Annotated in this window: 12 protein-coding genes and 1 tRNA gene; 7 read left to right on the forward strand and 6 right to left on the reverse strand. The window is 68.0% G+C overall.

The annotated features are described in order from the left end of the window. Positions 1-186 precede the first annotated feature (186 nt). Positions 187-260: transfer RNA gene (locus E6A21_RS17520), tRNA-Gly, on the forward strand. Between the two features lie 67 nt (positions 261-327). Here E6A21_RS17520 and E6A21_RS17525 read toward each other — a convergent pair. Beyond that, positions 328-618, reverse strand: a complete 291-nt coding sequence (locus tag E6A21_RS17525; protein ID WP_138445457.1) for a DUF2277 domain-containing protein — start codon at positions 616-618, stop codon at positions 328-330. Positions 619-692: 74 nt separating this feature from the next. Between E6A21_RS17525 and E6A21_RS17530 the strand changes: the two genes are divergently transcribed. Beyond that, positions 693-1619, forward strand: a complete 927-nt coding sequence (locus E6A21_RS17530; RefSeq protein WP_138445458.1) for a PrsW family intramembrane metalloprotease — start codon at positions 693-695, stop codon at positions 1617-1619. On the opposite strand, the gene E6A21_RS17535 is transcribed toward E6A21_RS17530, so the two are convergent. Further along, a complete protein-coding gene (locus tag E6A21_RS17535) occupies positions 1598-2950 on the reverse strand; it encodes an MFS transporter (protein ID WP_138445465.1) in 1353 nt (450 codons plus the stop codon). The genes E6A21_RS17530 and E6A21_RS17535 overlap by 22 nt on opposite strands. Before the next feature lie 160 nt (positions 2951-3110). Between E6A21_RS17535 and E6A21_RS17540 the strand changes: the two genes are divergently transcribed. From E6A21_RS17540 to E6A21_RS17555, 4 genes are all read left to right on the forward strand, one after another. Next, entirely contained in the window at positions 3111-3962 is an 852-nt protein-coding gene (locus tag E6A21_RS17540; protein ID WP_138445459.1) for a LysR substrate-binding domain-containing protein, read from the forward strand. 96 nt (positions 3963-4058) lie between these two features. Next, the gene (gene panD, locus E6A21_RS17545; RefSeq protein WP_171041466.1) at positions 4059-4484 is read left to right on the forward strand and encodes an aspartate 1-decarboxylase; all 426 of its coding nucleotides are present in this window, start codon (positions 4059-4061) and stop codon (positions 4482-4484) included. Between the two features lie 144 nt (positions 4485-4628). After that, complete coding sequence (locus E6A21_RS17550; protein ID WP_138445460.1) at positions 4629-5564, forward strand: AEC family transporter; 936 nt, start codon at positions 4629-4631, stop codon at positions 5562-5564. A 221-nt stretch (positions 5565-5785) separates the two neighbouring features. Further along, positions 5786-6802 (forward strand): hypothetical protein, encoded by a 1017-nt coding sequence (locus E6A21_RS17555; RefSeq protein ID WP_246036614.1) that lies wholly within the window; start codon positions 5786-5788, stop codon positions 6800-6802. 10 nt (positions 6803-6812) lie between these two features. On the opposite strand, the gene E6A21_RS17560 is transcribed toward E6A21_RS17555, so the two are convergent. The 3 genes from E6A21_RS17560 to E6A21_RS17570 all read right to left on the reverse strand — a co-directional run bounded on the left by E6A21_RS17560 (position 6813) and on the right by E6A21_RS17570 (position 11519). After that, complete coding sequence (locus tag E6A21_RS17560; RefSeq protein WP_246036616.1) at positions 6813-8870, reverse strand: NHL domain-containing thioredoxin family protein; 2058 nt, start codon at positions 8868-8870, stop codon at positions 6813-6815. A gap of 96 nt (positions 8871-8966) precedes the next feature. Beyond that, the gene (locus E6A21_RS17565; RefSeq protein ID WP_138445461.1) at positions 8967-11090 is read right to left on the reverse strand and encodes a bifunctional copper resistance protein CopD/cytochrome c oxidase assembly protein; all 2124 of its coding nucleotides are present in this window, start codon (positions 11088-11090) and stop codon (positions 8967-8969) included. 147 nt (positions 11091-11237) lie between these two features. Continuing rightward, positions 11238-11519, reverse strand: coding sequence for an HU family DNA-binding protein (locus tag E6A21_RS17570; RefSeq protein ID WP_138445462.1), 282 nt, complete (start codon positions 11517-11519; stop codon positions 11238-11240). Between the two features lie 170 nt (positions 11520-11689). On the opposite strand from E6A21_RS17570, the gene E6A21_RS17575 reads away from it, so the two are divergent. Then, positions 11690-12538: a phosphotransferase gene (locus tag E6A21_RS17575; RefSeq protein WP_138445463.1), complete on the forward strand. Its 849-nt coding sequence runs from the start codon at positions 11690-11692 to the stop codon at positions 12536-12538. A 43-nt stretch (positions 12539-12581) separates the two neighbouring features. Here the strand turns inward: E6A21_RS17575 and E6A21_RS17580 are convergent, their stop codons facing one another. After that, positions 12582-13544, reverse strand: coding sequence for a patatin-like phospholipase family protein (locus E6A21_RS17580; protein WP_138445464.1), 963 nt, complete (start codon positions 13542-13544; stop codon positions 12582-12584). Positions 13545-13849: the final 305 nt, after the last annotated feature.

A 13849-nucleotide genomic window follows, 5' to 3' on the forward strand; every position in this document is an offset into this window, starting at 1 on the left:
CGCCATCATCCTCATGGTCATCGGCTGGTACGCCTGCCGCGACCGCATCCACACCATCGCCGCCGCCCGCAACGGCCACACCGGCACCTCCCCCGTCATCGCCAACCGACCCCTCCCCCGCAGGTGATTTCCCTGCACGGAGCACTCCACCGGGTGTTGTAAGCTTGATGGAGCCCTCCGGGGCACGCGGCCGTAGCTCAATGGCAGAGCGCACGCTTCCCAAGCCTGATACGCGGGTTCGATTCCCGTCGGCCGCTCCACGTGCCCTCGATCCAGGCCCCCAGCCCTCGGCTGGGGGCCTGGATCTTTTCCGCCCTCATCCTTTTCCTACGAGCTGCGGATCCTGACCTCGCGCTCCATGCGCTTCTCGTGCCGCTGACGGCCTTTGGCCGCCTCGAGCTCGCGACTCTTGGGCGGTGCGCTCGTTACCAGCTGGTCGAGCATCCGCCTGGTTGCCTGTGCGATCTCGTCGATCGCCTGTTCGAACGCCGGGGTGTTCGCGCGGGAGGGGCGGGTCGATCCGCTGACCTTGCGGACGAATTGGAGGGCGGCCTCTCGCACCTCATCATCGGTCGTCGGCGGTTCGAAGTTGTGAAGGCAGCGGATGTTGCGGCACATGCCGCCGACCATAACTCGGATCGCCGAGCCGTGCACTGTCGTTTCGGCGCCGGGTCACCGGGTAGTGCCGCGTCGTGGACGCACAGTACTACCCCGCCGCACGCACCCATCGCCACGGCTGGTGGTGGAAGGCTCTGCTCATCGGACTCGCGCTCTGGATCGCGACGATCTTCGTCACGGCGTCGACACTCAATCCGAACCTCATCCCGACGCTCATCCTGCTCGGCAGCTTCCTCGTGCCGTTCAGCGTGGTGCTGTTCGCTGTCGAACGCATCACGGGGAACCTGGCGCCGATCCAGGTCTTCCTCGCCTTCTTCGCTGGCGGCGTGGTCGGGGTCCTCGCTGCGTCGCTGCTCGAGGCCGACCTCCACGTCACAACGTGGATCTACCTGCGTGTCGGGCTCATCGAGGAGGCCGTGAAAGCGCTCGTCCTGCTCGTCGTCGGCCGCTCGGTGGTGCCCAAGACGGCCCGGCAGGGAGCCCTCCTCGGCGCTTCGGTCGGAGCTGGCTTCGCGGCCTTCGAGTCCGCCGGGTACGCGTTCAACGCTGCGGTCACCTCGCAGGGGATCGACCTCGCGTCGATGCTGCAGACGGAGGCCATGAGGTCGATCCTCACACCCGTGTGCCACGTCCTGTGGACGGCCCTTCTGGGGGCCGTGATCTTCGGCGCGACGGCCCACGCCGCGAAGTACAGGCTCACAGGTCGCGTCATCGTGGCGTTCGTCGCCGTCGTCATCCTGCACGCCCTCTGGGACTCGATGGGCGGCCTCGCGGCCCTCATCGCCGTCGTCGTCACGGGAAACGCGGTGCCGGCACTCGAATACGGCTTCCTGCGCCCCGGCACCTCGGAGGAGGTCTCATCCCTCTCGTCGGTGTTCTACTTCGCAGGGATCATCATCATCTCGGCAGCGGGCCTGGCCGGTCTGCGGCTCGCCCTCCGTCGACATCGGGACCCCGCACCGCGACTGCCCCACGGCCCCTACCCGGAACGGCCGCTCTGAGCCTCTTGCCCGTCTGAGCGTCGGCTCCGCTTCCCGACGCCCCTCAGCCAGAGCGCGAGGAGGCTGGCGACGACGGCGGGCACCATTCCCCCGAGGAGAAGGGCCCAGCGCGTCCCCCACAGCTGGGCGAGGCCGCCCAGCATCGGGCCGCCGAGCGCCTGCCCGCCCATGAGCACCATCGTGTACAAGCTCATCACACGGCCTCGGATGGCCATGTTCGCGCTCGTCTGGACGAGCTGATTCGCCGAGGTCAGGAAGGTCAGGGCGCAGAACCCCGAGACGGCCATGAGGGCCCCGAAGACGGGAAGCGACGGCACGAAGGACGCGAGCGCAAGCAGCGCGCCATAGAGTCCGGCGCCGAGCACCACGGTCCTGAGCCGCAGAAGCCGACGGCGGGCCGAGGCAACGGCCCCGACCACCGAACCGACAGCCACGAGGGTGTTGAGCATGCCGTACCCGCCCGCGCCGATTCCGAAGACGTGGTCGGCGTAGCCGGCGAGCAGCACGGGCAGGCTCAGCGCGAAGACCGCAACCGCCCCGGCGAGCACCCAGGGCCACCGGATGGTCGGCTTCGCCCACGCGTAGCGGACGGCCTCCCGCAGCATCCCCTTGGACTTCGGCGTGGGCGGTGCGGTGTGCAGTTCGTGGACCCGCAGCGCCGAGAGCATGAGGACGGTGACAGTGCACGCGAACGCGTTGGCCACGAACGCCCAGCCGCCGCCCACCGCGGAGAGCAGCGCCCCCGCAACGGCCGGCCCGATGAGGCCCCCGAGCTGGAACGTGGTCGAGTTGACGCTGATGGCATTGCGCAGGTACTCCGGGCCGACGAGCTCGTTGACGAACACCTGCCGCGAGGGCTGGTCGAGCACCGTCACGAGGCCGAGGACGACGGCGATCGCGTACACATGCCACACCTGGAGGGAGTGCGTGAGGGCGAGCGTCCCGAGCACCGCAGCGCAGGCGCCCGCGCCGGCCTGGCAGATCTGGAGGAGGCGTCGCTTCGAGAACCGGTCGGCCATGAGGCCGCCCCACGGGCCGAGGAGGAGCACCGGCGTGAACTGCATCGCGACGGTCACGCCGACCGCGGCGACCGAGCCTGAGAGCTGGAGCACGATCCAGTCCTGGGAGATCCGCTGCATCCAGACGGCGATGACGGCAATGAAGTGCGAGATGGCGAAGAGCCTGAAGTTGTGCACCCGGAGGGAGACGAAGGTCTGGCGCCAGGGCAGGCGCTCGGCGACGACGACGATGGGCCCCGTGGGCGGGACCGTCGGGCTGGAGCGCTGGGAAGGGAGGGAAACGCTGAGGGAGTCGGACGCGGAAGAGCGCATGGCAGAGCTAGGCGAGGTCACGGAAGAGTCCTGGAGTTTCGTTCGGTTCAGTCAAGCGTTCGAGTAATTCCACGCTAGGCACCGAAGAAACCATTGCGGAAGGTTATTTGCCATATAAGCGCTATTGCATTCCGCAATTCCCCTCGCGAGGATGGAAGGCATGTTCGATCCCGTCCATCTCCGCAGCTTCCTCGCTGTCGCCGAACACCTCAGCTTCACCCTCGCGGCGGAACGCCTCGGAATCGCCCAGCCCACGGTCAGCCAGCACGTCGCCAAGCTCGAGAAGGCGGCGGGCCGCGGCCTGCTGATCCGTGACACGCACGGCGTCCGCCTCACCGACAATGGCGACGCCATGGCGGGCTTCGCGCGGACCATCCTCGCCGCCCACGACGAGGCCCTTCGCTATTTCAGCGGCTCAGCCATGCGAGGGCGGCTCCGATTCGGCACAGCGGACGACCTCGCCATCACGGGCCTCCCCAGGATCCTGCGCGAATTCCGCCGCGCCTACCCACAGCTCAACCTGGAGCTCACCGTGAGCCAGAGCGACGACCTCCACCGTAGGCTCAAGGCCGGCCAGCTCGACCTCGTGTTCATCAAATGGGTGGCCGGGGCGCAGGAGGGGACGGTCGTGCGCCACGATGTGTTCTCCTGGGTCGGCGTTGAGCAGACAGTCCTCGAGCGGGGCCAGCCGGTGCCGCTCGTCGTCTACCCCGCGCCGAGCCTCAGCAGGACGCTTGCGATCGAGGCCCTCGAGGCGAGCGGCCGCACGTGGAAGGTCACCTGCAGCACGAAGCAGATTGCCGGCGTACTCGCCGCGGTACGTGCCGGCCTCGGCGTCGGAGTCATGCCGACCACGCTCGTCCCCGAGGACCTTTCTATCATCACGCGCCGCTTCGACCTCCCGCCGGTCGGCGACGTCGACTTCACCCTCATCCGCAACCCGCTCGCAAACTCCGCAGCCGTCGACGCGCTCACGGACGCCATCATGGGGCGAACGCTGAGCCGGACCTGACATCAGCCGGTCGCCCGGGAGGGCCACCCCTAGCATGCCGGGCGAGTGAGGTTCGCCACGGCGCGCCGAAGGGGCTCAGGAGTAGACTGGCCTGCGATGAACCGGACAATGTTCAAGTCGAAGATCCACCGCGCGACGGTCACCCACGCCGACCTGCACTACGTCGGTTCGGTGACGGTCGACCTGGACCTGCTCGAGGCCGCCGACATCCTGCCCGGCGAGCTCGTCTCGATCGTTGACGTCACGAATGGTGCCCGGCTCGAGACGTACACGATCGCGGGCGAACGCGGTTCAGGTGTCATCGGGATCAACGGTGCCGCCGCGCACCTGATCCATGAGGGGGACATCGTCATCCTCATCAGCTACGCCGCGATGAGCAACGAGGAAGCGCTCGAGTACGTTCCGACGGTCGTGCATGTGAATGCCGAGAACAAGGTCGTCGAACTCGGCACGGATCCGGCCGAGGGCATCACGCCGGGCGTCCTGCGGCCGCCCTTCGCGGTTCAAGCGCACCTCAACTGACTCACGCCGCCCCGCCGGCCCGGCCGCCGCGCCGCTGGCCGAGCCGACGCGCCGCCATGTGAAATCGGTTTCTGCCCGCCACCGCGTGTGCTCTAGGCTGTACCCCGTGCAGAGGACTGGCCTGAAATCACCTGGCAGCGCGCCGTGGTAGGGGTCCTGTCCGGTTTCTTCGTCGTCTGGGCGATCATCGGCACCGGTTGGTTCGTCGCTCGGAAGCAGCTTCTGGGCGAGGGTGCCCAGACTGTGCTGAGCCGTCTCTCGTTCTTCGTCGCAAGCCCGGCGCTCCTGCTCGACACCCTGAGCAACGCAGATCTCCGCACCGTCTTCTCGTCCCACCTGCTGGTCATCACCGTGAGCTCGGCCCTCGTCGGAATCGTCTCGTTCGGCGCGTTCCGGTTCCTCCGACGGCGCGAACTGCCCGAGGCCCTCATCGCCTCGATGAGCTCCTCGATCGCCAACTCCGGCAACCTCGGCATCCCCATCTCTGTCTTCGTACTGGGCAACGCGAGCTACGTGGCACCCCTGCTGATCTTCCAGCTCGCGCTGCTCACGCCGTCATACCTGCTCATCCTGGACGGTACGACCTCGACGGCGAAGCCCGGCGCGGCGCGCGCCCTCCAGTTCGTACTGCCGGTCGTGACGAACCCGAACATCGTGGGATCCGCGATCGGCCTCGTGCTGGCCGGGACGGGCTGGAAGCTCCCTGACCTCATCATGCAGCCGATCCACCTCATCGGCGGGGCCGCCATCCCGGCCATCCTCATGGCCTTCGGCATCTCCCTCCACGGTTCCCGCCCGCTGCGGGCTGGCGACGGGCGGCGCTTCGACACGCTGCTCGCATCGGGGCTCAAGCTCGTGGTGCACCCGCTCATTGCGTTCGTCTTTGCCCGGTTCGCCCTCGGCCTCGGCGGCCATGCACTCTTCGCAGCCGTCGTGACCGCGGGGCTGCCCACGGCCCAGAACGTCTACGTCGCGGCCCAGAGGTACCAGCACGGCCTCGTCGTCGCGAAGGACACGGTCCTCATCACGACAGTCCTCGCCGTCCCGGCCATGGCAATCATGGCGGCACTGCTCTCCTAGCCCGCCCCCACTCGTCTCGGGTACAGATCCCCGCTCCCCCACCCGTCTCGGGTACAGATCCTCCCTCCCCCATCCGACTCGGGTACAGATCCCCACTCCCCGGAACGTACTGGCACAACCCCTGCGCTCGGTGGCCGTTAGGCTAGCGACATGCTTGCTCCGACTTCGACCGACATCCGCACGATTCTCGCGTGCGTGGCCGAGGCCACGATGAGCGGCCTGTGAGCGCACCGTCGGTGGTCGAGGGAAGGCAGAAGGCCGCGAGCCCAATGCGCATCGCGTTGATCTGGGGCCTCGGGCTGGTGCTCGCGGTGATCGCGGCGGTCGTCTCGATAGCGGCGGTGGCGAGCGGGCAGGGGCCGGAGCAGCCGGTCCACGCCTATCTCGACGCGCTTCAGGCGGGCGACGGCGGCAAGGCACTGGGCGCCCTGCATGCCCAGGTGCCTTCCGGCAGTGCCGCGCTCCTCGACGGCCCTCCCCTGCGCGATTCGATGTCCCGAATACATGACCTCAGGGTCGGGACAGCCCAGCCCGCGGGCAGCGGCAAGGAGACCGTGCCGGTGACTTTCACCTCCGGCGGCAAGAGCTACACGAGCGACTTCCTCGTGCAGCAGACCGGCTCGGACTGGCTGTTCTTCCCCCGGTGGAGCATCGTCCCGGGCCAGCTGCCCACGCTGCAGGCATCCGTGGTGAATTCGCCGCGCGCCACCATCAACGGTGCGGCCGTGAACATGCCGTCCGGCCGGAATTCCTTTCCGGTGTTCTACCCGGGAAGCTACGTCGGCTCGCTCCCGGGAGAGTATTTCGCCGCTGCCCCCGTGACCGCCGTCGTCGCACAGCGCACAAGCCAGGAATCACTGTCGCTCGACACAAAGGCCACCCCCGCCCTCACCGCCGCGCTCGATGCGAAGGCGAAGGACTTCCTCGACCAATGCGCCAGGACCGCGTCGTCGCAGCAGCGGCTGCAGCCGGACTGCCCCTTCTCCTATTCGACGGACAACCGGATCGTCGACGGAACCATAGCCTGGTCGATCACCCAGTACCCGAGCGCGAGTGTGACGCCCTTCAGCGGCCAATGGACCGTCTCGCCGTTGCCCGGGAAGGCCCGCCTGACCGCACGGCAGATCGACCTCTTCACTGGTCAGGTCAGCCAGCTGAACGTCGAGCTCGGCTTTATCTTCAGGGTGGATCTCAACGTCTCGGGCAGCACGATCACTGTCACGCCGGTCCTCGGCTGAGGGCTCAGGCTCAGTTCATGCCGCGCAGGTCGAGCACGAGCTCCGATTCGGCACCTTCCTGCAGCACGACCGGAATTCCCCAGTCCTGCTGGTAGAGGTGGCACGCGGCGTGGTCGGGGATCTCCTCGCCCGGAGCGCCGTCGCACGCCGCAGCGCGTGCCGTGATGTGCAGGACGCCCTCGGCCACGTCCGGGTTGAGCTCGAGGGTCCGCAGAAGGCCCTGCGAGGTCCCGGCACCAGCCCGCAGGAGCTCGGGCGGCGTCGAAGAGATCTTCAGCTGCGTCGGGTCGCCCCAGCGCTCGTCGAGCTTCTGGCCGGTCGGGGCCTTGAAGCGGACCGTCAGGCCGAGCGAACCCGGCGCCAAGGCGGACTTGGGGCGCTGGGTCTGGCTCGCTCCCTCGTCGACCTGCTGGGCGTCCTTGGGGATCGGCACGAGCGAGAGCCCGTGGCGATTGCTTTCGGTCACGAGAAGCAGCGGCTCGCCCTCCTTGGGGCGGACGACGACGACGTCACTCGGCTCTGCAAGGCCGCGCGCGAGCGTCGACACTGCCTGCCCGGACGGATCGTAGCGGCGGACGGCCCCGTTGTAGGTGTCGGCAACGGCGACCGAGCCGTCCGGAAGCACAGCGACGCCGAGCGGGTGCTGGAGGCGTGCCTCGCCGGCGCTGCCGTCCCGGAAGCCGAAGTCGAAGAGCCCCTTCCCGAGGGCCGTCTCAACCACCACGCTGCTTCCGGATCCGTTGGAATCGGATCCGAGGAGCACATGGCGGAGCGCGGAAGTCTCGGAGTCGGCGACCCAGAGGTTCCCCTCGGCGTCGACCGCGAGCCCCGACGGTTGGGCGAACCAGGCTTCGGGCCCCGATCCGTCGAGCAGGCCCTCGAGCCCCGATCCGGCGAGGATGGCCACCTCGCCGCTCAGCGGGTCGAACGTGAAGAGCTGGTGCGTGCCGGCCATCGCAATGACGACCTTGCGCAGCTTCTCGCTCCACACCACGTCCCACGGGGATGAAAGGGAGACATTCGTGCCGTGACCCACGTAGCCGATGTCGAAGGCGTCCCCCGCGTAGTCCGCGGTGTGCCCGTCGGGGGATGACTCGATCGCGGGACCGGCCTTCGTCGTCGTCCGCCCCTCAGCCCAGGTTCCGGCGCCGTCACCGTCGACGCGGGCCGGGCCCGCGTCGAGCAGCCGCTGGATTCCGTTGCCCGCCACGGTCTGCACGTGGCCCGAGCTGAGCGTCACGCCCCGGAGGCGGTGGTTCACCGTGTCGGCGACGATCGCGTCGTAGCCTGTCTGCCAGGCAACGTCGGCCGGGAGGACAGCGACGCCCTGCGGTTCGTTGAACTGGGCGGTCTCAGCCGCGCCGTCAAGGTGGCCCTTCGTCCCTGACCCGATGATCCGCTGGACCGTCTCCAGGTCGGAACGCAGCTCGACGAGACGGTGATGGCCCGTGTCGACCACAAGGTAGTTGCCGTTCTCCAGGGGGATGGCCTGCCCCGGGAAGCGGAGGGTGCGCGAGACCGGCTCGGGCGCAACGTAGGGGCCGTTGCCGCGGTGCAGGGTGCCCTTCGCCTCATGCTCCGCGACGAGTTCCTCGACCAGGACCCCGAGGCCCGCCGAGTGCCCCTCACCGGAGAGGTGGGCAACGATGTACCCCTCAGGGTCGACGACGACGAGCGTCGGCCAGGCGCGGGCCGTGTAGGCCTGCCATGTGAGGAGCTCGGGATCGTCGAGCACGGGATGGTGGATCTCGTACCGCTCGACCGCCGCAGCGAGTGCAACGGGATCTGCCTCGTGCTCGAACTTCGGCGAGTGGACGCCAACGGTCACAAGGACGTCCGCGTACTTCTCTTCGAGCGGGCGCAGCTCGTCCAAGACGTGAAGGCAGTTGATGCAGCAGAACGTCCAGAAGTCGAGGACCACGATCTTTCCGCGCAGCGAGGAGAGACCGAGCTCCGTGCCGCCGGTGTTGAGCCAGCCCCTGCCCTCGAGCTCGCTCGCGCGAACGCGGTGCGCGGTACGCAGTCCGGCCGTGCTGGCGCTGGTGGACTCGGCGGAATCGGCGGTCACGGGCACTCCTGACGTTTCGGCAGATGGTAGGGCTCTAGGGGCAACCCCATTATCGAAGGCTTTGTTCCGGCGTTCATTCGGTTCCGTAGCCCCGCGTCATATGCCGCGGGTGCGGTCCCTTTCCTCGAGCTCGTTGAACATGGCGTTGTACGCCTCAAGCTCGGCGTCATGATCTCGGTCGGCGGCTCGGTCACGCCGCTTCGTCTCTCGCGCATCGGAACGCGACCACATGAGGGCCACCCCGATCGCCACCGCGAGCGTGGGGATCTCCCCGATACCCCAGGCCACGGCACCGCCCTGCTGCTGGTCCGCGATGGCCGAAAGACCCCAGGATCGGCCGAGGTTGCCGAAGTAGGAGGGCTCGAGCAGCACGTTGGAACCCATCAGCGTCACCCCGAAGAAGGCATGGAATGCCATCGTCGCGAACAGGAGGACCAGACGCAGCGGGTACGGGGCGCGGCGGGGAAGCGGATCCGAACCGATCATGGTGAGGATGAAGATGTAGCCCGTGATCGTGAAGTGGACGTTCATGAGCTCGTGCCCGATGTGGTCCCGCATCGCGTACCCGAAGAGGTCCGAGTAGTAGAAGATGATGATCGACCCTGCAAAGTTCGCGGCTGCGAACAGCGGGTGCGTGATGAGCTTCGACCACCACGAATGCACGAACACGAGAATCCACTCGCGCACTCCTCGGCTGCCGTCCTGCCGCGGCGGGAGTGCCTTCAGCGCCAAGGTGATGGGCGAGCCGAGCACGAGGAAGAGGGGCGCGACCATGGTGAGCATCATGTGGTCGACCATGTGCGCTGAGAAGAGGACGCGCCCGTACACCGACGGGGGGCCGCTCGTGATGTACGTCAGCACGATGAGCCCGACGTACCACGAGACGCTCCGCGGCCAGAACCAGGAATCCCCGCGGCGGCGCATCTTCAGGAGGCCGAGGGCGTAGGCAACGGCACCGAAGACGGCGATCGTGATCCATAGCCAGTCCGGCCGCCATTCGGTGAACCAGCGCTGGGTTGTCAGCTCGGGCGGGAGGTTGTAGCCGGAGAGGATGAACGCGGGCGATGCGTCCGCGGCGTATGACGTAGGCTGCGGTGGCGCGGAACGGCTCAGGGCGACCGCGAGGCCAGACACGCCGCCCATGACGATGGCCTCGACGCCGATGAGCTGCCACAGGACTCGCCTCGGCGACGCTCCACGCGAGAGCTGCGGGATGACCCATCGCCGGTGCATGTAGCCGATGCCCCCGAGGACGACGGCAAACACCACCTTGCCGATGATGAGCTGACCGTAGGACGACCCGAACAAGGCGCCCCAGCTCGGAACGCGCAGGGAGGCGTTGATGATGCCGGAGGCGACGACGAGGATGAAGCAGCACAGGGCCAGCGCCGAGTAGCGGCGCAGGACGGCCTCAAGGAGGTCGGGCCCCGAAGCAGTCCGCCCCGAGACGGTACGGATGCGTCCGGCGAGGGTTCCGCCGAGGAGTGCGAGCACCCCGACGCCACCGACCCACAGCCCCGCCCCGAGCAGGTGGAGGCCGAGCGAGTTCACGGCGGCCTCGTGGTCGCCTGAGCTCGCGGAATGGCCGATGAGGGCCATCGGGACCAGGCCGCCGACGGCGAGCAGGAACGTGAGCGCTAGGCCCGAGAGGGAGCGCACGGCGAAAAGCAGGGTCCCGACGGTCGCTGCGATGATGACGGTCACGAGCCACGCTCGGCCGACGTCGAGCTGCGTCATATAGAACACGAGCTGCTTGGTGAAGTCAGAGCTTCCCGAGACGGGCTGGCCGATCAGATCCGAATCGGTGAAGACCAGGACGCCGACCGCACTCGCCGTCCACACGAGCGAAGCGACGGTCGCGACCTGCAGGGCACGGCTGAACGCCGGATGCTCTTCCAGGTGGCTGCCGTCGTCTCGGGAACCTGAGCGCGCTCGCTCCGGGCGCCTGCGGTGAGGCAGGATGCCGATGGCGAACGCCAGCCCGCCGAGCACCAGCGAGGCCGAGATGTTGAGCGTGGTCTGCGCGATGGGAAGACCCCACCGGACCAAGGTGCCCGGGTCGAGGACCTGGCGGGCGCCTGCCGCCCCGGAGAACACAAGCGCCGCGATGAGGACAACGAGGGCCGCACCGGCCGCACCGTACACATACCCCCGTGCGGTTCCCCGCTCCTCAGCGCTGGCGCGGGAGGGGGCGGGGGCAGATCGTGTGGAGCTCGGCACCCCCCTATTCTCCCAGATGCCGAGCAGCCCGAGAGCCGGGTTCCGCTCTATGTGGACAAGTCGATGAACCTGACGGAGCGGCCGGGGCAGAAAAGCTCCCGGGGGCGGCGGTCTGAGCCGCTGCCCCCGGGAGCTGAGAGTGCGCTGCTACTTGGAAGCGGCGGCCTTGAGCTTGGAGCCAGCCGTCAGCTTGACGCCGAAGCCGGCCGGGATCTGGATCTCCGCGCCGGTCTGCGGGTTGCGGCCGGTGCGGGCGGCACGCTCGGTGCGCTCGACGGCGAGCCAGCCCGGGATGCTGACCTTCTCGCCGTTGGCGACGGAGCTCTCGAAGACCTCGAACAGTGCGTCGAGCACACCGTTGACGGCAGTCTGGCTGAGGTTGGTCTTGCCCGCCACCTCGGCAACAAGCTCGCTGCGGTTCTTAGCCATGTGTCCTCCTGGACGTCGGTTGGTACGTCAGCTCGCGGGCGTGCGCCCGGAACTGCTGGTGACGAAACTACCAGCTAATGCTCGGCGTGCCAGCAGATTCCGCGTGTTTTCGGGGATTTCTGGGTCAAATGGGGCTCTTGAGGGGCTGATAGTGGGCGTAGCGTGGTGCCGTGGCCCCCTCACCCGCCGATCTCCTCTCCCCGCAGCAGCTTCGCCTCCTCGACGATTGGCTCGGCGAATGGCATGTGGAAGAGGACATGTCGTGGGAACTCCAGGACATCCGCGTCCTCCGCGTGGGCACTCCGAGAGGACCCGCCGTCGTCAAGGCCAGCCGCACGTCCCACCACATCCAGCGCGAGATCAGGGCGCACCAGCGCATGACCGCGCCTCTCGGAGCGCGCTCGCCGCGCCTCCTCCACGGCGATGGCCGAGCGGGCCTCGTCGTCTCGACGTGGCTCCCCGGCCGTCTCGTCCAAGGCGGCCCCTACGAGCACTCGCCAGCGACGTTCGCCCAGGCGGGTCAGCTCCTGGCCCTCCTCCACCGTCCGGTTCAGGAGACCCGCAGTTACGACTCAGCCGCCGTTCACAAGATCGGCGACTTCCTCGAACGAGCGAGAGGCCTTGCTCCGGCCGCCCACCTCACCGCCGTTCGTGGCATCGTCGACGCCCATCGACCGTCCGCTCGGTGGCTCTATGCGACGCACGGGGACTACCAGCCTCGCAACTGGGTCGAAGACCGAGGGACGGTAGGGGTCATCGACTTCGGCCGAGCCGGCTACCGACCGTGGGTCACCGACTTCGTGCGGCTCGAGCATGCCTACTTCACCGACCACCCTGAACTGCGGACAGCGTTCCTCACGGCATACGGCCGGGACCCCGCCGAGGAGATGGACTCGTGGCGCCTCGACAACATCCTCCAGGCTCTGGGCACCCTGGTGTGGGCGCACGACGTCGGCGACGCCCCTTTCGAGGAGAGCGGCCGCAAGATGCTGACGAGGGTTGTCGAACGATTCGCCTAGGGATCCACGCCTACGGATCCATGCCGGGGGATCACGAGGGGAGTCAGCCCCAGAACTCGCGGAGCTGCTCCGCAAGGGCTTTCCCTTGGTCGTAGCCGGCCCTGGCGGCGGGCGGACGGAGCGATGGATCCATGGCATTCACGCCGAACAGGTGCTCGGCCTCGCCGTCCGGGAAGATCGTCACAACTCTGCTGCCGCTCGCACGGAGTTCGTCGACCTGGGTGCCCAAGTCCATCCGCCAGTCCATCGGATACCGCGATCTTCCGCCGAAGGGGGAGAGCACCAGCACCCGCTCGTAGCCACTTGCGAGATCGGCATTCTCGTTGCGTCGGTAGCCGCCGTTGATGTACCGGTTCCCCCCGACGCTGTAGGGAGGGACGCCGAAACCGTTCGATGTGCTCGCGGCGACGGCGTCGACCAGATCGATTCCGCTGTGGCGGTCGAAGACGACCGGCTCGCCAGTGCGGGCATCGACTGCAGGGATGAGCAAGAGCTGTTGCGGCCAATTCCGATCGGAAAGCCGAGTAGCAACGACCGCGCGCCACTGCGCCTGCAGAGAAGGATGGGAGGCCGCGTCCGCCTCGAGGGCAGCGGCACCCATTCTGCGGCGCATGTCGGCCGCGTCCCGAGCGGACGCGATGATGCGGCTCGTCCTCTCCATGTGGTCGGACGCCGGGCCGATCGGAGCACGCCCCCGGTCTGCTCGGGCCGCGCCCGTCTGTGGCCGCGGCGCAGGGGCAAGGATGTGCGCAAGCAATTCGGTGGGCCGCATGCCCGTCGTCACCTGGGCCGCGGCAGTCGAACCGCCTGAGGTCCCGACGGTCAGGTCGGCCTGTGTCAGATCCACCCCGGCCTCGAACAGGCCGGCAACGACGCCGATCTCCCACGCGTTGCCTGTGGATCCTGCGCCGGCGAGGACCAACGCGCGATCGCCGCCGGGGCGAAGCCGCTCGGGCGGAGCGGAGTGCTGAGGTGAAGAAGAAGATGAAGAAGGTGTAGAGCTCATGGGAGTCGCCTTTCGCGAATTGCCTGTGAGGCGCTCCCGGTGGCGACTAGCTCAGTCGCGTGATCGTGGGCTGCGGGGGAGCACCCAGTGCGGATACTGCATTCATGGGTCTCACCTCCTACCGTCGGACGGGGTCACGATCGAGTCGACGCTAGCACACCCGACTGAAAGGGTTGTGGTTGAAATGCTGTTAAATGCGTCGAGGGCCCCACGGTCGTTGTGGGGCCCTCGGCGGGTGGTGTTGTCCGGCGGTGTCCTACTCTCCCACACCCTCGCGGGTGCAGTACCATCGGCGCTGTGGGGCT

It is taken from the genome of Sinomonas susongensis, from assembly GCF_005877005.1.
In the GTDB taxonomy this organism is placed as follows: domain Bacteria; phylum Actinomycetota; class Actinomycetes; order Actinomycetales; family Micrococcaceae; genus Sinomonas; species Sinomonas susongensis.